Here is a 20958-nt window from a genome sequence, read left to right on the forward strand (position 1 = left end):
CTTTGACACTGGGCTTATATTTCTTTTTATAGTTGTAGGCTCCACCTTTGCCGAGCGGTTTTGCCAGATCAGGTTTCGGAATGGCTTCTTTTGCTTTATTAATATTCTCAGTTTTGATCTCGTCTTTCTTAGTTAAAATTTTGTTACTAATTTAGTTTCAACTTTTCCTTTTACTTTGTCACCGATTTTGTTTAAGTCAATTTGGGCTTGTACGGTGCCAAAAGTAAGCATCATAGCAATCGTTAGCAGGGTTGTTTTGATTGTTGTTTTCATAATTTGTAGTATTAAAGGTTCTTTCAATTAATTATTAAACACCGGTAGATTGACACAAGGGAAGGTACATTGACCAATACAGATTTGCAGTAAAAAACTTTTATCAATTTGAAACATGATGTAGGTCTTAACTTACTTCTCATTTACACCTACAGAAAAATGCGATATATAGTTTTGATTAGAAGCAAATAGAAAAATATTAACAAGTACGGGTTGTGTCTTTATCTATTCCTTTTATTAAAGTTACAATTAAGAATTTTCGGAAACAAATAATATACTACGATTCATTATGTATAGCAGTAATTAATTTTTCAATAACTGATTATTACAGAAAAATAATTATTAATTACAATTTTGAAGCTGGATTTGATGATGGTCACAGTGATTGTGATTTACAAGTAATTTGTAAAGAGTAGTCAGCGCTTTTATTCCAAAAAAAGACACCAAAATTTAATTTAAGTGTCTCTGTAATTTTTAAAAAAGTAGTGATATTGTATCTGATTAAAAGTTTTATAGATTTTAATTTCGTAGATTTTCCAGCGCTAATGAATCCGAAATAAGATTGAAAATTTAGGTTATCGTTTTGGTAGATTCTGCTACCAAGGCTTTTAATTCGCTCACTTCTGCCGCCGATAAATCCCGCCATTTGCCGATTGGAAGATCAAGTTTTATATTTAATACCCGGATTCTTTTCAGTTTTTTAACTTCGTACCCGCAATACTCACACATCCGGCGAATTTGGCGGTTAAGACCTTGTGTTAATACGATTCGAAATGATAGATTATCAATTTGCTCCACTTCACACTTATTGGTCACCGTATCCAAGATTGGGATTCCGCCGCGCATTTGCTGTAAGAATTTGGGTGTAATAGGCTTGTCCACGCGCACGATATATTCTTTTCCGTGGTTGTTTCGGGAGCGTAGAATTTTATTCACAATATCACCATCATTGGTCAAAAGAATCAAACCTTCACTTGGTTTATCTAAACGCCCAATCGGGAAAATTCTTTTCGGGTGGTTAACAAATTCGATGATATTATCTCGCTCTCTTTTGGTATCAGTGGTACAAACAATTCCGACCGGTTTATTCAAGGCGATATACACTGGCTCTTCGTCGGTTTTTCTAATGGTGACTCCATCCACAAAAATTTCATCGTCGTCAGAAACTTTGGTGCCCATTTCCGGTACTACTCCATTGATGGTAATTCTGCCCTGTTCCAACAGTCGATCCGCTTCTCTACGAGAGCAGAACCCAACTTCTGACAGATATTTATTTATTCTAGTCTTTTCCATATTCATTATAGTTTTTGTTACTGAAGATCGTAAGTCCGTAAAATAGACCCACAAAAGTAACTCCTGTATTTCCTAACTGTTGACCTTCAAAATATAAGCCGCCTTGCTGGCTTAAACGTTTGCTATGAGAAACCAATTTGCCTACTTTTATTCCAAACAAATCCGCATTGTCAACCACCGATTTATTCAGTTGAAATCCATAGGTTAAATCAATAAAAACAGGTTCACCATCATCAACATTCAACAGGATTCTGGGTTGTATAATTCCATACAAAATATGAAAATTATCTGAAGTAAAGGTATATTTTAATCCACTACCCAAAGACAAATTAGGAATGAAATTAAATCCTACCACGGCTGAAGTACCGTAAGAAAAATCGTTTGGATAGGTTGTATACTGATTGTTTGGATCGTTTTTTTGATCTCGATTACTCTGAATGATATTTGATAAATTAAATCCAGCACTTAGTTCTGGGCTAAAATAAAAACCTTGAATTGGTTTTTTTTCTGATTTAGTTTGGCCAAATCCAAAAATAGAAAACAATAAAACTAGTAAAATAATTTTTTTCATCGATCGAAATCTATATTGTACACTTAAATACGCTGAATATTGCACTTTTTCCTACTTATTTATTAAAATTTTCAAAACGATAGTCATTTTCCAGATATTCTGCACTTGCATTTTCAAGGGTATAATCTCCAATTTTAGTACGCCGAAGATTGGTTAAATACGCTCCCACTCCTAAATCTTGACCAATATCATGCGCCAAACTGCGAATATAGGTTCCTTTGGAGCAACCGACCGTAAAGCGTACGAACGGCAATTCAATCTCTATATCTTCAATATAATTAATGGTTGTTTTTCTGGATTTCATTTCGACCTCTTTCCCTTTTCTGGCTAAGTCGTAAGCACGGTTTCCTTCAATCTTAATGGCGGAAAAAACAGGAGGTTTCTGGTCAATTTCGCCCAAGAATTTTTTTAAAGTTTCCTTGATTTGCTCTTCGGAAAGGTGCGAAATATCCTGCGGATGCATTTCGGGTTTTTCGGTGTCGTACGATTCTGTTTGCACGCCGAGTTTTATTTCGGTGAAATATTCTTTTGGAGCATCCTGAATTTCAGGAATGATCTTGGTGAACTTTCCGGTACAGATAATGAGTAAGCCAGTTGCTCGCGGATCTAAAGTTCCTGCGTGCCCGATTTTAAATTTTTTCGGAAGATTAAATTCTTTTTTAAGTTTGAATTTAAGTTTGTTCACCGCTTGAAAACTCGTCCAATCCAAAGGTTTGTCGAGGAGAATGATTTGGCCGGAAAGTAAATCTTCGTCTGTCATTTTTAAAAACTAATTGGGTAAGAGGTTCTGGTTTGCAGCCAGACCTGAGTGGAGCTCTTTTTGCCGCAACGAAGTGAAGGCGAAAAAGCGGGAACGGAGGGCGGAAAAAGCTGCCCAAAATAAATTATTGAAACTGCGTAAAATAGATCAACAACACGATTCCCACGATAATCCGGTACCAACCCCAAGGTTTGAATCCATATTTATTGAGCAAGCCGATGAACGATTTTATGGCGATTAAAGCGACGATAAACGCGACGACATTCCCTACTACAAAAGCAATGATATGATCTGAAGACGACAAAATCATTTCATATCCTTTCATTGGAGTGGCTGTTTCTTTGCCCCAGGTTTTTACAAAAATAGAATAAACGGTCACGGCTAACATGGTGGGAACCGCCAAGAAGAATGAAAATTCTGCGGCTGCTTTTCTGGTTAATCCCTGGGTCATTCCCCCGATGATGGAAGCTGCACTTCTACTCGTGCCGGGCATCATGGCGAGGCATTGCCAAAACCCAATGATCACGGCTTTTTTAATAGACATGTCTTTTTCATCCTGAATTGTGGGGTTTTTAAACCAAGAGTCAGAGAAGAGTAACACGACTCCACCCAGCACTAAAACGACTGAGATTGCAATTTGGTTACCTAGAATCGCCTCGATACGATCATCAAAGATATAGCCTAAAATCAAGGCAGGGACTACTGCGAAGGCTAATTTGTAATAAAATTGCAGATTCTGAAAATCGAAAAATTTTTTCCAATAGGCAAAGACGACGGCCAAAATGGCTCCAAACTGAATGGAAACCTGGAACATTTTAAGAAATTCGGTTTCTTCCATGCCCATTAAGGAGGCGGCGAATCCCATATGCGCCGTAGATGAAACAGGGAGGAATTCGGTAAGACCCTCAATAATTGCAATAATAATTGCTTTGAATAAATCCATTTAAATTGATATTAAAAAAACCTTTGGACTGGCGTAGAGTAACCAGATTATTAAAAAAACTTTGTCAAAGATTTAAACTTTGACAAAGTGGAATCGTCTAAAAATTACTTAATTTTTCTTTCTTTTCAGAATCGCATACACTTCTATGGCAAAACCAGCGATGACCAACATGGGTGCAATCCGAATTCTGCGGATGGAGAAAATTCCTTCATTCCAAAGATTTGGGTCGTATTTTCCATCAACGGTATTGGCATCTGCGCCCATCATGAGAAGAAATCCGATAATGATTAAAGCTAAGCCAATCAGCATCAGTCTATAATTTTCTTTACCAAAATAGAAGGGATTATGTTCTGAAACTTCGGTGCTTTTACCAATGGAATCGGCCGAGAATTTTTTATTTTTTTTGCTCATTTTTTAAGAATAATATAGATCATCAACATTGGATCGTAAGAAACGCCATGTTGCGAAAATGGTCGAGAAAACAGTAATAAAAACGCCCAATAGGAAAATACCTACGACTAAAATAATCAATTGGTTATTGTCTTGGGCAAATGGTGTTCCGATTTGGGTAATGAAGTAATACCAACCTGCAAACAACACTGTTAACCCAATCACTGCACCGATTACGCCTAAAATAATGGCTTCTTTGATAAATGGTTTCAAGATAAAACGGCGTTTGGCACCTACGAGCTGCATGGTTTTAATAATGAATCTTTTAGAGAATATTTTCAAACGAATGGAGTTGTTGATTAATACAATTGCTAAAATTAAAAACAATAATGAAAATCCTAAAATCCATTTGAGGATATTGTTCAGATTGTTATAAACTTCTACCATCAGCGTGCTGTTATTTTTCACATCGATAATTCCGGGGGTCGACTCAATCTGCTTAATGGTTTGCTCTATTTTTGTAGGATCTACGAATTCTGGTTTTAGCGCAACTTCTATGGAAGAAGGAAAAATATTTTCATCGAACAAGGCACTGCTTTCAATTCCCATACTTTTCTTGGCTTCTTCTGCCGCCATTTCACGGGAAATATAGGTTGCTTTTTTTACGGGTCCTAATGCCTGAATTTTCTTAAAAGTTTCTGCTTCCATTTTTGCAATTTTCACCGAATCTTTTGCATCGTAATTTTCATCAAAATACGCATTCACAACCAATTGCTCTTTGATATAATCTGAATATTTTTGAGCATTGATCAAAATCAAACCCATTAATCCCAATAAAAATAACACCAATGCAATACTTATCACTACGGTGATATTGCTGGAACGAAGTCGCCTTTTGTTAAAATCTTCAACTGTCTTAGCCATTAAATAAAAAATTTCTGCTAAAATAGAAAAAAACTTCCGTAATTTGCGGACAAACGCAGAAAATCGCTGTTAAAAAAAACATAAAAGAAATGAAGTGCTCCCTTGGAAAATGGGTTTTTAGTCTTCATTTCGCAACCCTAAAATTATATTTCTGAATGAGCGTAAGAGCCAAAAAACATCTCGGTCAACATTTTTTGATGGATGAAAATATTGCTAAAAATATTGTAGATGGACTGAGTTATGAGCACCAAAATCAGGTGTTAGAAATTGGCCCTGGAATGGGTGTACTCACCAAATATCTTTTAGAAAAAGATGCCGAAATTTTTGTGGCAGAAATTGACAAAGAATCTATTGAATATCTAAAAGCACATTACCCAAAACTAGAGGAACATCATTTTATTGGTGATTTTCTTAAATTAAATATTGCGGAATCTTTTGAGGGACAGGTCTCTGTGATTGGGAATTTTCCTTATAATATTTCGTCTCAGATTTTATTTAAAATTATTGATTATTACGACCGCATTCCAGAAATGGTTGGCATGTTTCAGAAGGAAGTTGCTGAACGAACAGCAGCGGTGCCGAGAACGAAAGACTATGGAATTCTGTCGGTTTTGGTGCAAGCGCTGTATGACGTAAAGTATTTGTTCACCGTACATGAGAATGTGTTTAATCCGCCGCCAAAAGTAAAATCAGGTGTGATTCGTTTGACCCGAAATCCAAAAGAAGGTTTAACCGGAAATGAGGTTTTATTTAAGAAAATTGTAAAAGCCGGCTTTGGTCAGCGGCGAAAAAAACTATCGAATTCTTTGAAAGCATTGGAGATTCCGGAGGAATTAAAAACGCATGAATTTATGGATAAACGAGCGGAGGAACTATCTGTTGCAGACTTTATTTCATTTACACAACTTTGGAAAGCTCATTCCTAAAAAACCAAAAAACCATTTCAGCTGATTTGAAATGGTTTTTTTGTCTTGTTGAAACTGTCTATTTAAATTTAAATCACCAACCTGTCTGCCGAGTGGCGAAAAGTTTTTTAAAAGCACGAAAAAGCAAAAGTTCAAAATCTATTTTTCTGAAGGAAGGTTAGTCTTTTCTTCTTCACTTTTCAAATCTTCCAAGCGTTTTTGCAGATTGGCAATCACTTCTCTCATTGCTTTGATATCGCTTTTATTGGATGAAACATTGCTTTTCAACATCACTTTTCTAGCGCGTTCGTTGTGATCCTCATCATCTTCATCTTCGGCAATATCTTCAATATCTTCTTGGATATCATCAATATCCTCGCTAATTTCTTCAATATCTTCTTGGATATCTTCAATGTCTTCTTGGATCTCGTTTACATCTTCTTTCAAATCTTCGATATGCTCCTGGCTTCTGTTCACCGACATCTGAATAAAAATAGCCAGATAAATCGCTTCCAAGGACAGTACTGTAGTCAGCACCAGTAACATTTTATCAAATTCAACCCAGCCAAATAAGGGAAGTAAAAATGCCGATAAGAAAATTAGGGAATGTGCAATTAAAGATGGTATAGAACCAATCCACCACATCACACCGTCCGTCACGCGAACTAGAAATTCAATTTTTTCTTTGGTTTTTTCTTCTCTGTTTTTCATATTCTTCACGTCAAATTAATAAATTACCACCTCACTGTTTAAACGACAAAAGTCGCAAAAGTTTATGGAGTGCAAATTACCTAAAATTAAAAGTTCACAAAATAGAAAATCTACAGATTTTTACAAACTTTGTTAACACTGCTTAAAATTGAATGACTTTTAGTGAACTTAACTTTTGTAACTTGGTTTATAAGTCCTAAATCTCCTTAGCAATTCCTAAACCAAAAAGCGCAAAATCGTACTTCGCAGGATCTTTATCATCGAATTTTCTTAAAACCAGATCCATTTCTTCGACTGTTTTCCAGTCGTTTTGTTTTCTTTGAATGATATTGAGTTTACGGGAAATATTTCCGGTGTGAACATCTAACGGAATTGATAAGTTTTTCTGATTGATGTTTTTCCAAATTCCGAAATCTACTCCTTTCCGATCCTGGCGAACCATCCAGCGGAGAAACATGATTAAGCGTTTTGCGGAGGAATTTTTGTAGGTTGAACTCACATGTTTCGTGCTTCGATGCATTGGGTTTTCTTTAAAGAATTCTGTTCGGAAACGATGCAGACTGTGGTAAAAATTGGTTTCATCTTCTTTTACTAAAAAGAGATTTTCCAGTGAATTGTTTTCTTTGTACAATCGATTTAAGTTTCGCATGAAATACTGCAGATCTTCTTTATTAAAAGTTCGATGCACCGCATTGTGGTTAAAGAAATCCATGTCGCTGTCCTGAAAATTCAGCACGAAATCGTAGGGTGCATTTCCCATCCAAGACAGGATTTTTTCGGCATCGCTGATGATTGATTTTCGGGTTCCCCAAGAAATGGTTGCGGTTAAAAAGCCGGCAATTTCAATATCCTGTAGTAAGGAAAAACGATGCGGAATCTGAATAGGATCATTTTCGATGAAGTCAATGTGATTGTATAGATTGGCTTTTTCGTCGAGGAAATCTTTTAGTTCTTGAAAGTTCATCGGTTGGATTAAGTGAATGGGCTTATAAATGATTTGACAATAAAATCTTATCTAATCTTTAATGTTTTTTGGATTTTTGCTGCCGGGTCGAAATGTTAATACGTACAAGACGCCGTCGTCTATTTCATAATAAAGTAAGTATTTATGAACAACCTTCACGTTAACATTTGAAATATCGCTTGCCCTCGCTATTTTAGCAAATTCAGCAATCACATACAATTGCTCTTCAATTAAACTATTTAATCTTAAACTGAATGATTTTCATTACTTTCGATTATTCCAATATTTAAGAATTTCAATTAATTCTTTCTCGGTTTTTTTCAGATCAAATTACTGTTCTAATCATTCCTTAAACTCTTTTTGCACCTCTTTGGTGGTGAAGACTTTTCCTTCTGCGATTTATATACGCGCTTCAGAAATTTCGTTTTTATCTTCGTGTGAAGTGTTATACATAGATTCTTCGGTCTGAAATTTAAGTAGTGGCATCAATTCATTACGTTTGACTTTATCAGTTATTTGCGTAATTTGAGTTATTAAGTCTAATTTTAATTCTGCTGTACTCATCATTACAAAATTAATCAATTTGATTTAAACATTGTGTTTTCAATATCATCTTAGAATTAAACGAAAAAATCAAGACTTACAAAAAACACCTTGTACGTAAATTCCTGCATAAAACTCTCAGCCAATCTCCACTGGAACTAAGGCTTTGGGTAGCTCGGTATTTGGAAAAACTTCGCGGGCCTCATCCAGGAAAACAGTTAGATCGTGATAACGGTTGGAGAAATGTCCTAAAATAAGTTTACCAACATTTGCTTTTCTGGCTATTCTGGCAGCTTCTAAAGCCGTGGTATGTCCGGTGTAGTCGGCCATTTCTTTTAAGTCGTGTAAAAATGTGGCTTCATGATACAAAAGATCTACTCCACTGATTAGGGGCAAAATCGATTCGGAATATCGGGTATCGCTGCAAAAAGCATAAGATATAGATTTGCTTGGTTCGGTGGTCAACACTTCATTTTTCAAAACGTAACCATCACTTAAAATGAAATCTTTGCCATTTTTAATATTTTGGTAATCGCAGGTTTCTATTTCAGGATATTTAGAAACCTCCTGCATATTGAGGTGTCTTTCTTTGGGTTTTTCGCGGAACAAATAGCCATTACAATAGATGCGGTGATTTAAGGGAATGGTGAATACTTCTAATTTATGGTCTTCGTATATTTTCTCTGATTTTTTACTTTGCAATTCATGGTAAATCACCTCGAAACCTTGATGGGTTTCAGTCAGTCTAAAAATCGTTTCTAATAATTCTTTGATTCCTTTTGGGCCATAAACATGCAAAGGGGTTTCCCGCCCCAACAGTCGAAAAGAAGCGATCAAGCCGGGCAATCCGAAAAAATGATCACCATGAAGGTGGGAAATAAAAATATGGTTTATTTTTGAAAACCGTGCTTTTGCTTTTCTCAACTGAACTTGTGTTCCCTCACCACAATCAATAAGAAAACAGCGCTCATCCATTTCTAAGAATTGCGAGGTTGGTGAGGAATTCACGGTCGGAATCGCAGAGTTGAAGCCGAGAATAGTTAGGTGTGCGCTCAAAAGTGTTGGATGTTTGGTGTGAGAGGTTAGGTGTTGGGTGTTTTTAAATTCTTGCAAATTTACTGATTTTTTGGGGATTTTGAAAAGAAAAAGAGTCATGATTCTAGCCCAGATCGCAGCGGCATCCTCTGCCTTTTTTTTAAAAAGGCAGAGATAGAGCGGAGAGCTGGACGGGTTTTGTAAAAAGCAAAAATCGTGAAGCTCCAAAAAAAAAAATCCCAAAACAGGTTTGGGGATTTATGATTTTAATTATTTGGTATTTAATTTTTTGAATCTAATATAAGAAGCAATTGCGAGGGCAAACATAAAGGCAATGCCCAGATAGACCCAAATCGGAACTGGCACTGGATCACCAGCCGCGTATGAATGAAGACCGCTTAGGTAGTAATTTACGCCAAAATAAGTCATCACAATGGTGCTGATGGCAAATAAAGAAGCGACGTGGAAAGCCCATCTTCCTCTTAAACCTGGCACCAATCTCATGTGCAAAACAAAGGCGTAAATCATCACAGAAATGAAAGCCCAGGTTTCTTTTGGATCCCAGCTCCAGTATCTCCCCCACGATTCATTGGCCCAAATCCCACCCAGGAAAGTGCCGACCGTTAGGGCGTACAATCCGATGGTTAAAGACATTTCTGAAACGATGGTTAATTCTTTAATGGTTTTATCGTTGTGTATTTTGAAAATTTTCTTATTTGAGAAAATGTAGAAGAAAAGCACAATAATTGCGATCACCATGGAGAGTCCAAAGAAGCCGTAACTGGCGGTAATAATCGCCACGTGGATGATGAGCCAGTATGATTTCAACACTGGAACTAGTGGTGTAATTTGCGGATCAAGCGCGGAACCACCGTGCGCAAAGCCCATCATAATTACCGCTACCATGAATCCAGCGGCTGGAATTAGGGCATTTGAGTTTCTGTACAATAACAGTCCGGCCGAAATACCGACCCATGAAATAAATATAATTGCTTCATAACCGTTACTCCACGGTGCGTGGCCTGAAATATACCATCTCCCGACCAAGCCTAAGAATTGCAGGAAATAACCCACCAATCCCAGCAGGATTAAGGCTTTGATTATTTTATTTAAAATCTTATTGGGTTTGAATAATTCGATGAAACCTAAAAGCAATAATAGCCCACCAATTACGGTGTAGAACATGAGCAAATAAAAGTTAATGTTTGCTTTGTTCATCAGTACTTCCAGCTTTACTTTTGATTCGCTGGGAACTACATTTTTGCCCCAAGTTTTTTGGTATAGTTCTAATTTTGCCAGTTCTGCATCTGCTTTGCTCCAGTCGCCAGATTTTTGGGCTGCCAATACTTCTGAGAAGTACGGTCCCATCACTTCTTGAGAAGCGGTATCTGGTTCAAAATTTTGATCCAACCACGAATGCCAGGTATTATTAGGGTCGTTTTTCACGGGAACGATTCTCATAAACTGACCGCTAAAGAATTCATTAAATGCCTGAACACGGTCATTTACTTTGATTACTTCTTTATCGTAGTTGGTTTGTTCCGCAGGTTTTTTTCTGAAAGCGGTTTGATAATCCTCTTCTAAGACATAGTGAAGAGCACCCGTTTCGTCTGCTGGGAATAAGGACATTAACGTCGTATAGCCGTCCTCGTTGGCTTTGGTTTTTTTCTTCAGTTCATCGCCTCCTTTGGCACCTACATTAATTAAAGGAACCATCGTCCAACTTGCCGTATCGATGTTGATGGATAAAAACCATTGATTTGCGGTTAGAAATTTACCATCGCTTCCACGAAAAGCATCTTTTTTATATAATTTTCTAAGAACATCTAAAGCCTGAGTATTCATCGGAACAATTCTACCTTCGTAGTTTTGCACCAAGAGATAAGCAAATTTTTCTGCGTGTTCTCTATTGATTTTATTTTTAGAAATAATATCGTCTGCGGTAATTGGTTTTGGAGATTTCAACATACCTGCAGCCACTGGTTTTTTAGGGGCTGGTTCCGCTGCTAATAAATCTGCTGCGCCGTGGTCATGACCATCATCTGCAGAATGTACTTCACCCGAACCATCTGTATTTCCGTGGGTTTCAATTTTCTGAGCATTAAAGTTTAAGGTTAATAAAATCAACAAAAGGGTGGTAATTTTCTTTTTGCTGACGTTCTTTAACATTTGATTTAATTTCCAGAAATGCGTTCCTTTCCAGAAAAAGATTACAAACATCCCACCAAAAAGGAAGAAATAGCCAATATAAGTGATTAATGTCCCCCAGAAATCGTGGTTGACCGATAGAACTGTTCCTTTGCGATCCGGATCAAAACTAGATTGGAAGAATCGGTAACCTTCATGATTCAAAACATGATTCATATAAATTCTATAAGGTCTTTGCTTTCCATTTTCAATAATTTGAACGTGACTTTCATAAGCACTTGGAGAAGAACTTCCCGGATACGTTTCCATGACAAATTTTTCTAATTTTAAAGAAAATGGGGTTGTATACACTTTTGGTCCAAATCCTAAAATAATGTTCATCCCATCAACCGCGATTTGTTTAAAGGCATTAGGATTTCCTTTTTCTACCGGAAGATCAACCACAAGTTTAGATTTTGGTCCTTGCACTTCAACGGTTAAATTATCGGAAACATTTTGATCTTTTTTGCGGTCGCCTTCATAAGCGATTAGTTTTCCTTTCATTAAACCTTCGGGAACAACCAATTTCAAATTGTTAATGGTATAAAGACTTCTTAATACAAGAGGTTCATATTCATCCTTCTTGGTCATCCCTTTTGCTTGGGTTGCCATGGTCATATATTCTGATTCTACGGGCGTTTTGATGAGCAAATTTCCGTTGGTATTGTTAAATTCCACCGCACCATCAATCGCTCTATTGAAAGAAACCAAAGTTCCGTTTACCAATTTAGAGTCTCCTGGTTTAATATAGATATTTTCTCGTCCGCTATCGCCTGTAGAAACCAAATGCAGGTATTCTGTACCCGCAGGATCTGCGATCAAACTGTCTTTTTTTCGTTGAATATAATCCAGTGCTTTTACTGAGATTTTTTTGTCGTGGTATTCATAACTTGCTTTAAAGTTTTTATGCAGTGGCGACATCATATAAGGAACATCTTGATAGTTCAAAATATCTCCTTTTTCTTCAATCTGGATTTTAAAGAAATTTTTGTCGGTGATGATTTCGTTGGAAGTTTCCCCTTCGCGTATGTGCATTATTCCTTCAAAACTGATGTATCTTGTGACTGCACCTCCTATAAATATTAAAATAAATGATAAATGAAAGACCAAAACCGGCCATTTTTCTCGTCGCCAAAGTCGGTATCGTGAAATATTTCCGATGAAGTTTAACATCAATAAAACCATGACCAGCTCAAACCATTTTGCTTCATAAATAAGTGCTTTGGCGGTAGGAGTTCCGTAATCGTTTTCTAGAAAAGTAGCATAACCCATTGAAACAGCGTAAACTAATAATAAGACCGCCATCGTTCTGGTCGAAATAAGAATATCTTGAATTTTTTTCATGAGAATCTAAAAATTTTTCTTTAGCACTGAAAAAAGTGTAATCTTATTTCAGTTATTTTAATTTAGAATAAATTGAACGTTTGCAAAAATACAATCTATAATTTGAAATAGCGAATTTGTACCTTATTTTTTAAGTTAATTAACATTGAAAAAATCGAAAGAAATAATCTTATTCATCAATGTTTAATTAAAAAAAGACAAATTAGTCTTTTTTAATATTTATATTCGGATTGATTTCCATTAATTTCTGCAGAAATTCTTCCTCATTTTCCGGAGTAATGTAAACATTGTTTTTGAATTGTGAAGAAATGATTAAACCTTTGGTAGCCGTGCCGTGTTTGTGAAAACCAAACCACATGGTCTTACCCATCTGTATGATTGTAATTGCTCTAATGTCAACTTTATAGATTGGATAAAAAAGGTCAACGCATAAAAAGTCATCTTCAATCTTAATTTTCAATAGAAAAAAAGTAGACACCATAAAAATCAAAGCAACCATACTGATTCCTGCCATAAAACTGAATATTGAAGAATCATTGACTGAAAAGTAAGTAACGATGCTCATCGATAAAATAATCAAAAACATCAGGAGATATAAACCGAGAAAACTTTTTCCGATTCTTGTTTTAAAAACTAGTTTTTCTGTATTCATTTAATGATTCGTGTTAGTCAACATCGGTACAAATTTATAAGCGCCGAATTCCTCTCTTTCGAATTCACGGTCTGATTTTTTTGTAAATCGCATCAAGATTTGCTCATCGGTTTTCCCTAAAGGAATCACCATTTTCCCGCCTAACTTTAACTGATGAAGTAACTCTGTCGGCAGAACTTCTGCCCCACACGTAACTAAAATTTTATCAAAAGGAGCAAATGTTGGAAGCCCTAAGAAGCCATCGCCAAAACTTTGAAATTTCGGACGAAGATGTAATTCTCTAAATTTTTTCTGAGAAAAATCGTGCAGATCTTTTTGACGCTCAATAGTATAAACCCACGCATCCATGGCAATTAAAACTGCAGTTTGATATCCGCTTCCAGTTCCTATTTCCAAAACTTTATCTTTTCCTTCAATTTCTAAAAGGGCAGTTTGCTCAGCAACCGTAGAGGGATGCGAGATGGTTTGTTTCGCTAAAATCGGAAAAGCACGATCTTCATAGGCAAAATCTTCAAAAACACTTTCTAGAAAAAGATGCCGCGGTACTTTGTTAATCGCTGCTAAAACATTCTCATCGGCGATGCCCATTTTATCGCGGAGATAATCGATTAAAATTTTCCTTTTTCCTTTATGAACATACGAATCCTGCATGTGACAAAAATAGGAAATAGACTTGAGATTTGCAGACTTGAGATTAGAGATTTTATAATTTTCTATTTTTCCCCATAATTGTCTCCTGTCTCTAAGTCTCGTGTCTCTAAGTCTCTTGCCTTTTCGTCTATTTTCTTATCTTTACCAAAATTAATTTTCTATGCTTAAAGCAGGTTTAGTTGGCGCAGGTCATTTAGGAAAAATCCATTTAAAATTACTTCAACAATCAGAAAAGTACGACCTGGTTGGTTTTCACGATGCCGATCAGGAAAACGGCAAAAAACTAGAAGCTGAATTCGGGTACAAATATTTCGAACATTTCGAGGATCTTTTACAAGAAATCGAAATGCTCGATATCGTAACTCCAACTCTATATCATTACGATTACGCGATGAAAGCGATTGAAAAAAGAATTCATTTCTTTATTGAAAAACCGGTGACACAAACTTTAAAACAAGCCGAAGAAATTCTCTATAAATGCCGTGAATTCGGGATTAAAGCTCAGGTTGGTCACGTAGAAAGATACAATCCGGCTTTTATTGGTTCCAAAGAATTCATTCAAAACCCGATGTTTATTGAGATTCACCGTTTGGCAGAATTCAATCCGCGCGGAACTGATGTTTCGGTGGTTTTAGATTTAATGATTCACGATTTGGATATTTTACTATCCATCGTAAAATCAAAAGTGAAAAACATTCACGCGAGCGGCGTTTCTGTAGTGTCCAAATCTCCCGATATTTGCAATGCCAGAATTGAATTTGAAAATGGTTGTGTTGCCAATCTCACCACTTCGAGAATTTCGATGAAAGCGATGCGAAAATCCCGATTTTTCCAGAAAGATGCTTATATTTCTGTAGATTTTTTAGAAAAGAAAGCAGAAGTAATTCGCATGAAACCGGCACCCGAAAACCCGAGTGATTTCGATATGATCATAGAAAATGCGGAAGGCGAAAAAAATCAGATTATTTTTGAATATCCGAACATTCAGCCGAACAATGCTATTCTGGATGAACTGGAAAGTTTTGCTGATGCGATTACAGAAGATAAAATGGTAGAAGTTTCTTTGGAAGACGGCACGGAGGCGTTGAAAGTGGCGCTGGAGATTGTTAAATTGATTTCGAAATAGCGTCATTGCAAAGAACTCGTACTTGCGTCATCCTATATTTGAATATTAGTAATTTAGTATAGAATATAAGGAAAGGGTAAAGAGCAAGATTATTACTTGTCATTTGTCATAAAGACCGTTCGCAATGAAAATCCCTTTACCCTTACTACAAAAACTTGGACAGATCATTGCGAGGAATGAAGTCAAGAAGGGAATTTCAGAAAAATTTTTATAAATATTATGAAACAAACGCTTTTACTTTTAATAACAATCTTCACAATTTCCTGCTTCCACAAAAAGGAAGCAGGAAACCCAGATTTAAAATCTGAAATTGTAAAAATCACAAAAGGAAAAAACGCAACGGTCGCTGTTTCTGTTTTAGATTTTGAAACGGGAAAATCCATCAATAGTAATGGAAATAAAAAACTTCCAATGTTGAGTGTTTTTAAATTTCATATTGCTTTGGCGGTTTTGGATCAAGTTGATGAAGGAAAATTAAATTTAGACCAGAAAATTTTCATTAAAAAATCTGAACTTTTAGAAAATACTTGGAGCCCGATTCGGAAAAAATATCCAGAGGGAAATATCGAAATGAGTTTGAGTGAATTGCTGAAATATACCGTTGCACAAAGTGATAATAATGGTTGCGATATTTTGATACGGCTTTTGGGTGGAACTGAAAATATTCAAAATATCATTAATAATAAAGGAATAAAGGATTTTACCATTAAAGCAAATGAAGAAAAAATGCACCAAGGTTTTGAGTTTCATTATTGGAATACTACGACTACAAATTCTGCAAATCGTTTGTTGAAAGATTTCTTTGACGGAAAAATAGTTTCCAAAAAATCTACTGATTTTTTAATGAAAATAATGTTGGAAACTTCGACTGGAACTACGAAAATCGTGGCTCAATTGCCTAAAGGAACTCCAGTTGCGCATAAAACAGGTTCTTCTGGAAAAGATGAAAAAGGTTTAACGATTGCAGAAAACGACATCGGAATTATCACACTTCCAAACGGAAAACATTATGCAATCAGCGTTTTCGTTTCAGATTCTATGGAAAGTGAAGAGACCAATACCAAGATGGTTGCTGATATTTCTAAAAAAGTTTTTGATTATTATCGCACAAAGTAAAGAGATGCAAAGGATATTTTTATTATTATTTTTATTGATTCAAACCACTTTTTATTCCCAAGAGAAATGGGATATTCAGTTTTACAATGAAGTCATCGACCGCGAGGTTTTTATATTTGCTGATAATCAAGAGTTTATGCCGATCTCTGCACAGTTTAATTTTACTTTGAAGAATCTAAGCTGTACGTACAACAATGACGAGATCATCGTGATTCCAGCGCAGACTAAAAAATTTCTGGTCGCAAAACTGGCACCTATTAAAACAAATGAAGGAAATTCTTTCTCTTATACCAATCGGTACAATTACGGAAATGCGGTGCAGGAAAACTTTGATGCAGATTATATTTATTCTTTGCCCTACGGAAAAGGAAAAACACAATCGATTTTTCAGGGTTATAACGGCAGGTTTTCACATCAGAACGAATTTGCATTGGACTTTGATTTAAAAATGGGCAGTGCTATTTTGGCCGCTCGAGACGGAATTGTGGTAACTGTAGTCAACAATTTTAATCAAAGCTGCCCAACAATTTCCTGCGCAAAATACAATAACAAAATTGTGATTATGCACAGCGATGGAACTTTTGCTGATTATTCTCATTTAAAATACCATGGAGCCAAAGTTAAAAAAGGAGAATTTGTAAAAAAAGACCAACTTATTGGCTATAGTGGAAGTACGGGTTTTTCCAGTGGACCACATTTACATTTTGCAGTGTTCATCAATAGAATTGACGGGAAAAGAACATTTATAGAAACAAAATTTAAAACCTCTGAAAGCGAAGCCACTCTTTTAGAAGAAGGTGTACATTATACGAAAAACTATTAAACAACACAGCAAGGTTATTAAAATACCTAGAATGAAAAAATTACTGCTATTCTCGTTCCCGCTTTTATTCGCAATTTCGTTTGCGCAGAAAAACGAAAAATATGTCCGAATAGATTTCAGCAGCATTTGCTGTGGGCCACCGTCTGACCAGCCATTTATCAATTATTTAGAAGAATTTCGACAAAAAAACAAATTAAAAGATTTTGAAATCTGGCTAGAAACCGGTTTAGGTGATGAAGGAGAATATGCTTTGTATATTGGTGTTGACCGGCTTAATCCCAAAAAGGAAAATACATTTATTTCGGGTATAAAATCGATTGTAAATGATTTCGAAAGTTCCCGAAATATCAACCAAGATGGAAATATTCGGTTTCATGATGATTTGGTTAAGAAAGACGAATTAATTAAAAAGCAGAATAAACGTACAAATCGATATTCTAAATTAGTGCTGTATAATCCAAAAATAAAATAAATATAAAAAAATAAAATGAAAAACATCGTAGTAATAGGCGCTGGAACCATGGGAAACGGAATTGCACATACTTTTGCACAAGCCGGCTTTACTGTAAATTTGGTCGATTTAAAAAAGGCTAATTTAGATCGTGCGTTGCAAATTATTAGTAAAAACCTAGACCGTATTATCGCTAAAGGAAATATGACAGATGAGCAAAAAGCCAATACGTTAAACAACATTTCAACCTATACCACTTTAGAAGAGTGCGCCGCCCAAGCTGACTTGATCGTAGAAGCCGCCAGCGAAAATTTAGATTTAAAGCTGAAAATATTTAAACAAATGGATGAGTTAGCTCCAGAAAACTGTATTCTGGCGACCAACACTTCTTCCATTTCGATTACAAAAATAGCGTCGGTTACCAACCGCTCAGAAAAAGTGATCGGTATGCATTTCATGAATCCTGTTCCAATAATGAAACTGGTGGAAATCATCAAAGGCTACTCTACTTCCAAAGAAACTTTCGACGTGATTTATGAGCTTAGTAAAACCTTGGGCAAAGTTCCAACGGAAGTCAACGATTATCCTGGATTTGTAGCCAACAGAATTTTGATGCCGATGATCAATGAAGCGATCGAAACATTATACAATGGCGTGGCAGGCGTTGAAGAAATCGATACGGTGATGAAACTGGGAATGGCGCATCCGATGGGACCTTTGCAATTGGCAGATTTTATAGGTTTAGATGTATGCTTGGCAATATTAAATGTAATGCACGATGGATTTAAAAATCCCAAATACGCACCAAATCCATTATTGGTAAACATGGTTACGGCCGGAAAATTGGGTGTGAAATCTGGCGAAGGATTTTATGACTATGCCGAAAGCAGAAAAGCAGAAAAGGTTTCGAAAATGTTTGCAAAATAAATACAAACATGGAAGCTTTGCACTAAATGAATAAGAACCAAGAAAAATTAGTACCGATATTTTTGGTCATTGCCACCTTTGCACTGACCATTCTTCGTTTTTTATGGAATGAGAAAGGGCGTGTGAATCCGGATTCAATTCGGTTCATGCGGACTTCAAAGGTTTTTCCAGAAATCGATAATACGACCACTCCACTAGGTTATCCGCTGAGCTTAAAATTCTTGACATTTTTTGGTTTTGACGAGTTTTGGGCCAGCAAAGCTATTGGCCTTCTTGCCTATTTATTTCTCGTTTTTTTTGCTTGGAAAAAGAAATTCTACTGGAAAGAAATCATTCTCGTTGGTGGGCTTTTCAGTTTTGTATCCATCTTTTCATATACGATGAGTGAAGCCTTGATTCTTCCTTTTATCTTGCTCTTTTTATATGTTTCGCATCAAATTATTACTGAAAAAATTACAGGATCAGCAGCGCTTATCTATTTAAGTTTTGTTTTAATTGCTTTGTACAACATCCGCTATCCTGCGTTATTCATCATGTTTGGGACGGGACTTTTCGGCATTTTACATTTTAGAAAGAAATATGCGCGCACCTTTATTTACGCTGGGATCATCGGATTGATTTTCGTGATTTCTTATAAATTTTTATTCATCGATCGGTTTAATAAAAACTATGTCGACAGTTTCTTGGAAATTGGTTTACATCCCACCTCAAAATTAGTAAGAGAGCTTTTTTCCGGATTGACAACGGTTTTTAATCCTTTCATTCATATTTTAGATCCGGCAGGTGGGCGTATTAATTATGCCATTATGGGCGTTGGGTTGGTTAATATTCTTTTGATAATATTTCTTTTCCTTAAAAATACCTTGACTGAAAGTGAGAAATTTTTCCTTATGATCGGATTTGTTGGGATTTTATGTTCTTATTTTATTCAATATTTTTATTCCGTAAACGCTTTGGATTATCGATTGCTGGCTCCTTTTTCCCTACCAATCTGGATGGTCTATTTTAAAAAATTACGGACTATACTTGGCTCCTACACCTATGCTGTCACCATTTTGAGTTTAATGTCGGGCTTTATCTTTACCTGGCTTGCTCGTGGTAATTATTTAGAAAATCGCCAGCAGATTACCCGATTTCTTCAAAGTGAAAAATTAGAAAATGGCCGTATCAATTTCTTTTTGGAAGACGAAGAAGATTTACAAAAAATTAGGATTGCCGAATTAATCAGCACGGTGAATCCTAATCTTAAATTAACCTTTAAATCAAATGATACGCTCAGAAAAAACACGTTAACGAAATATAAAGTTTTACGAAAAATTAAAATAGACAAGAATCAATTTCAATAAATAATTATTATCTTTGACCCAGTTATAAACATTAAGAAAATGAAATTACCAAAGTTTTTATTAGCAGACAATTCAGATTTTCCTGAAGATTTATTCGTAGTTCATACCGAATACCCAAGATTTGTTTTGAATGTTGAGGAAGAGGAAGTAGAATGGTTCGACGATCTAGAAGGCGATGACGAAGAAACAGTTGCCGACGAAGCGACCAAAGTAGTCGAAGCAGCTTTCAAATGGTGCGATGAAGAACTCGCAAAATATGATGACGAGGAAGACGAAGACGAAGACTAAATAGAAAAAGGAACTCACAATTGAGTTCCTTTTTTTTATGTTTTATTGACCGGTCATTATAACTTATTAAATTTCAACAACAGCAGATTATCTTTATACAATTCGAGCGTCGTTCCGTTGACCACATATTTCGTAGCTGCACCCAACATACTGAAATAGGTGGTTTCTTCACTCATATGCTCACACATTTTTTTAGTTGCACCCACATTTGTTGCCATGAAATTTCCAACGGTACGGTCAATCATCACCTCGCCAAAATAATTATTACAACCGCCATTGCCGGTAATCCTGGCAGATTCTATCACCAAGGTCGGTTTCTTACCTTTTACCTGATCCGCTAAAGTCCATTGCGTATTAGAAATATTCGGTTGTGGTTTGCCAACTTTTGATTTAGAAGTCGCCATCGTAGAACAGGAAACAATCGTTGCAGCCGTAAAAATTGCTAAGGAAATATTTCTGAAAATATTCTTCTGTGGGAAGTGAATTGCTTTCATTTTTAAAATTTTAATACCGTAAATTTAAGTAATTATATTGATTTATCGATAAACAGGAACATTTAATATGTTGGTCAAAAACAGAAAAACATCTCTTTTCAGAAATGCTTTTCGATTTTATATTGCGGAGTTTTTTAGACACTATCCCGTAAAGTGTGTAAGTTGAAAAGTTTGAGGCTTGAATTTTTATAATTTGAGCCTTTCTTCAAATATAAGCATAAATTGATTTAATACAATTCCC

Annotated in this window: 23 protein-coding genes; 8 read left to right on the forward strand and 15 right to left on the reverse strand. The window is 35.8% G+C overall.

From position 1 onward, the window contains the following. Positions 1-132: 132 nt before the first annotated feature. From QWY78_RS12980 to QWY78_RS13010, 7 genes are all read right to left on the reverse strand, one after another. Complete coding sequence (locus tag QWY78_RS12980; protein ID WP_290220505.1) at positions 133-273, reverse strand: hypothetical protein; 141 nt, start codon at positions 271-273, stop codon at positions 133-135. 570 nt (positions 274-843) lie between these two features. After that, positions 844-1566, reverse strand: a complete 723-nt coding sequence (gene rluF / locus QWY78_RS12985; protein WP_290220507.1) for a 23S rRNA pseudouridine(2604) synthase RluF — start codon at positions 1564-1566, stop codon at positions 844-846. Further along, positions 1553-2137 carry a hypothetical protein gene (locus tag QWY78_RS12990; RefSeq protein ID WP_290220509.1) on the reverse strand — a complete coding sequence of 195 codons (585 nt, stop codon included), beginning with the start codon at positions 2135-2137 and terminating at the stop codon, positions 1553-1555. Before QWY78_RS12990 ends, rluF begins: the two co-directional genes overlap by 14 nt. A gap of 55 nt (positions 2138-2192) precedes the next feature. Continuing rightward, positions 2193-2897: a tRNA pseudouridine(55) synthase TruB gene (gene truB, locus QWY78_RS12995; RefSeq protein ID WP_290220510.1), complete on the reverse strand. Its 705-nt coding sequence runs from the start codon at positions 2895-2897 to the stop codon at positions 2193-2195. Between the two features lie 124 nt (positions 2898-3021). Then, entirely contained in the window at positions 3022-3840 is an 819-nt protein-coding gene (locus QWY78_RS13000) for an undecaprenyl-diphosphate phosphatase (RefSeq protein ID WP_290220512.1), read from the reverse strand. 108 nt (positions 3841-3948) lie between these two features. Beyond that, positions 3949-4251 (reverse strand): DUF3098 domain-containing protein, encoded by a 303-nt coding sequence (locus QWY78_RS13005; protein ID WP_290220515.1) that lies wholly within the window; start codon positions 4249-4251, stop codon positions 3949-3951. A gap of 3 nt (positions 4252-4254) precedes the next feature. Continuing rightward, the gene (locus QWY78_RS13010) at positions 4255-5154 is read right to left on the reverse strand and encodes a cell division protein FtsX (protein ID WP_290220517.1); all 900 of its coding nucleotides are present in this window, start codon (positions 5152-5154) and stop codon (positions 4255-4257) included. A gap of 155 nt (positions 5155-5309) precedes the next feature. On the opposite strand from QWY78_RS13010, the gene rsmA reads away from it, so the two are divergent. Continuing rightward, positions 5310-6080 (forward strand): 16S rRNA (adenine(1518)-N(6)/adenine(1519)-N(6))-dimethyltransferase RsmA, encoded by a 771-nt coding sequence (gene rsmA / locus QWY78_RS13015; protein ID WP_290220519.1) that lies wholly within the window; start codon positions 5310-5312, stop codon positions 6078-6080. A gap of 138 nt (positions 6081-6218) precedes the next feature. On the opposite strand, the gene QWY78_RS13020 is transcribed toward rsmA, so the two are convergent. From QWY78_RS13020 to QWY78_RS13050, 7 genes are all read right to left on the reverse strand, one after another. Continuing rightward, a complete protein-coding gene (locus tag QWY78_RS13020) occupies positions 6219-6770 on the reverse strand; it encodes a DUF1003 domain-containing protein (protein WP_290220521.1) in 552 nt (183 codons plus the stop codon). A gap of 196 nt (positions 6771-6966) precedes the next feature. Next, positions 6967-7734, reverse strand: coding sequence for a TIGR02757 family protein (locus QWY78_RS13025; protein WP_290220523.1), 768 nt, complete (start codon positions 7732-7734; stop codon positions 6967-6969). A 399-nt stretch (positions 7735-8133) separates the two neighbouring features. Then, entirely contained in the window at positions 8134-8301 is a 168-nt protein-coding gene (locus QWY78_RS13030; protein WP_290220525.1) for a hypothetical protein, read from the reverse strand. Between the two features lie 114 nt (positions 8302-8415). After that, positions 8416-9333, reverse strand: coding sequence for a ribonuclease Z (locus QWY78_RS13035; protein WP_290220554.1), 918 nt, complete (start codon positions 9331-9333; stop codon positions 8416-8418). 249 nt (positions 9334-9582) lie between these two features. After that, on the reverse strand, positions 9583-12843 hold the full coding sequence (gene ccsB, locus QWY78_RS13040; RefSeq protein WP_290220527.1) for a c-type cytochrome biogenesis protein CcsB: 3261 nt from the start codon (positions 12841-12843) through the stop codon (positions 9583-9585). A 202-nt stretch (positions 12844-13045) separates the two neighbouring features. After that, positions 13046-13495: a PH domain-containing protein gene (locus tag QWY78_RS13045; protein WP_290220529.1), complete on the reverse strand. Its 450-nt coding sequence runs from the start codon at positions 13493-13495 to the stop codon at positions 13046-13048. After that, entirely contained in the window at positions 13496-14146 is a 651-nt protein-coding gene (locus QWY78_RS13050; protein WP_290220531.1) for a protein-L-isoaspartate(D-aspartate) O-methyltransferase, read from the reverse strand. It lies immediately after the preceding gene. Positions 14147-14306: 160 nt separating this feature from the next. On the opposite strand from QWY78_RS13050, the gene QWY78_RS13055 reads away from it, so the two are divergent. The 7 genes from QWY78_RS13055 to QWY78_RS13085 all read left to right on the forward strand — a co-directional run bounded on the left by QWY78_RS13055 (position 14307) and on the right by QWY78_RS13085 (position 20223). Next, the gene (locus QWY78_RS13055) at positions 14307-15272 is read left to right on the forward strand and encodes a Gfo/Idh/MocA family protein (protein ID WP_290220532.1); all 966 of its coding nucleotides are present in this window, start codon (positions 14307-14309) and stop codon (positions 15270-15272) included. 219 nt (positions 15273-15491) lie between these two features. After that, positions 15492-16388, forward strand: coding sequence for a class A beta-lactamase, subclass A2 (gene bla, locus QWY78_RS13060; RefSeq protein ID WP_290220534.1), 897 nt, complete (start codon positions 15492-15494; stop codon positions 16386-16388). Between the two features lie 4 nt (positions 16389-16392). Further along, complete coding sequence (locus QWY78_RS13065) at positions 16393-17211, forward strand: M23 family metallopeptidase (protein ID WP_290220536.1); 819 nt, start codon at positions 16393-16395, stop codon at positions 17209-17211. Positions 17212-17242: 31 nt separating this feature from the next. Beyond that, positions 17243-17683 carry a hypothetical protein gene (locus tag QWY78_RS13070; protein WP_290220538.1) on the forward strand — a complete coding sequence of 147 codons (441 nt, stop codon included), beginning with the start codon at positions 17243-17245 and terminating at the stop codon, positions 17681-17683. Positions 17684-17698: 15 nt separating this feature from the next. After that, positions 17699-18589, forward strand: coding sequence for a 3-hydroxybutyryl-CoA dehydrogenase (locus QWY78_RS13075; protein WP_290220540.1), 891 nt, complete (start codon positions 17699-17701; stop codon positions 18587-18589). A 26-nt stretch (positions 18590-18615) separates the two neighbouring features. Beyond that, complete coding sequence (locus QWY78_RS13080) at positions 18616-19935, forward strand: hypothetical protein (protein WP_290220542.1); 1320 nt, start codon at positions 18616-18618, stop codon at positions 19933-19935. A gap of 39 nt (positions 19936-19974) precedes the next feature. After that, on the forward strand, positions 19975-20223 hold the full coding sequence (locus QWY78_RS13085; protein ID WP_290220544.1) for a DUF8828 family protein: 249 nt from the start codon (positions 19975-19977) through the stop codon (positions 20221-20223). A 56-nt stretch (positions 20224-20279) separates the two neighbouring features. Here the strand turns inward: QWY78_RS13085 and QWY78_RS13090 are convergent, their stop codons facing one another. Then, positions 20280-20717: an META domain-containing protein gene (locus tag QWY78_RS13090; protein ID WP_290220546.1), complete on the reverse strand. Its 438-nt coding sequence runs from the start codon at positions 20715-20717 to the stop codon at positions 20280-20282. Positions 20718-20958 lie beyond the last annotated feature (241 nt).

It is taken from the genome of Kaistella yonginensis (assembly GCF_030409525.1).
Taxonomy (GTDB): Bacteria; Bacteroidota; Bacteroidia; order Flavobacteriales; family Weeksellaceae; genus Kaistella; species Kaistella yonginensis.

Excerpts from the sequence above, each read along its gene's own strand:
- QWY78_RS12980 (WP_290220505.1), bottom strand. The coding sequence starts at position 273 with ATGAAAACAACAATCAAAACAACCCTGCTAACGATTGCTATGATGCTT.
- rluF (WP_290220507.1), bottom strand. The coding sequence starts at position 1,566 with ATGGAAAAGACTAGAATAAATAAATATCTGTCAGAAGTTGGGTTCTGC.
- QWY78_RS12990 (WP_290220509.1), bottom strand. The coding sequence starts at position 2,137 with ATGAAAAAAATTATTTTACTAGTTTTATTGTTTTCTATTTTTGGATTT.
- truB (WP_290220510.1), bottom strand. The coding sequence starts at position 2,897 with ATGACAGACGAAGATTTACTTTCCGGCCAAATCATTCTCCTCGACAAA.
- QWY78_RS13000 (WP_290220512.1), bottom strand. The coding sequence starts at position 3,840 with ATGGATTTATTCAAAGCAATTATTATTGCAATTATTGAGGGTCTTACC.
- QWY78_RS13005 (WP_290220515.1), bottom strand. The coding sequence starts at position 4,251 with ATGAGCAAAAAAAATAAAAAATTCTCGGCCGATTCCATTGGTAAAAGC.
- QWY78_RS13010 (WP_290220517.1), bottom strand. The coding sequence starts at position 5,154 with ATGGCTAAGACAGTTGAAGATTTTAACAAAAGGCGACTTCGTTCCAGC.
- rsmA (WP_290220519.1), top strand. The coding sequence starts at position 5,310 with ATGAGCGTAAGAGCCAAAAAACATCTCGGTCAACATTTTTTGATGGAT.
- QWY78_RS13020 (WP_290220521.1), bottom strand. The coding sequence starts at position 6,770 with ATGAAAAACAGAGAAGAAAAAACCAAAGAAAAAATTGAATTTCTAGTT.
- QWY78_RS13025 (WP_290220523.1), bottom strand. The coding sequence starts at position 7,734 with ATGAACTTTCAAGAACTAAAAGATTTCCTCGACGAAAAAGCCAATCTA.
- QWY78_RS13030 (WP_290220525.1), bottom strand. The coding sequence starts at position 8,301 with ATGATGAGTACAGCAGAATTAAAATTAGACTTAATAACTCAAATTACG.
- ccsB (WP_290220527.1), bottom strand. The coding sequence starts at position 12,843 with ATGAAAAAAATTCAAGATATTCTTATTTCGACCAGAACGATGGCGGTC.
- QWY78_RS13045 (WP_290220529.1), bottom strand. The coding sequence starts at position 13,495 with ATGAATACAGAAAAACTAGTTTTTAAAACAAGAATCGGAAAAAGTTTT.
- QWY78_RS13050 (WP_290220531.1), bottom strand. The coding sequence starts at position 14,146 with ATGCAGGATTCGTATGTTCATAAAGGAAAAAGGAAAATTTTAATCGAT.
- QWY78_RS13055 (WP_290220532.1), top strand. The coding sequence starts at position 14,307 with ATGCTTAAAGCAGGTTTAGTTGGCGCAGGTCATTTAGGAAAAATCCAT.
- bla (WP_290220534.1), top strand. The coding sequence starts at position 15,492 with ATGAAACAAACGCTTTTACTTTTAATAACAATCTTCACAATTTCCTGC.
- QWY78_RS13065 (WP_290220536.1), top strand. The coding sequence starts at position 16,393 with ATGCAAAGGATATTTTTATTATTATTTTTATTGATTCAAACCACTTTT.
- QWY78_RS13070 (WP_290220538.1), top strand. The coding sequence starts at position 17,243 with ATGAAAAAATTACTGCTATTCTCGTTCCCGCTTTTATTCGCAATTTCG.
- QWY78_RS13075 (WP_290220540.1), top strand. The coding sequence starts at position 17,699 with ATGAAAAACATCGTAGTAATAGGCGCTGGAACCATGGGAAACGGAATT.
- QWY78_RS13080 (WP_290220542.1), top strand. The coding sequence starts at position 18,616 with ATGAATAAGAACCAAGAAAAATTAGTACCGATATTTTTGGTCATTGCC.
- QWY78_RS13085 (WP_290220544.1), top strand. The coding sequence starts at position 19,975 with ATGAAATTACCAAAGTTTTTATTAGCAGACAATTCAGATTTTCCTGAA.
- QWY78_RS13090 (WP_290220546.1), bottom strand. The coding sequence starts at position 20,717 with ATGAAAGCAATTCACTTCCCACAGAAGAATATTTTCAGAAATATTTCC.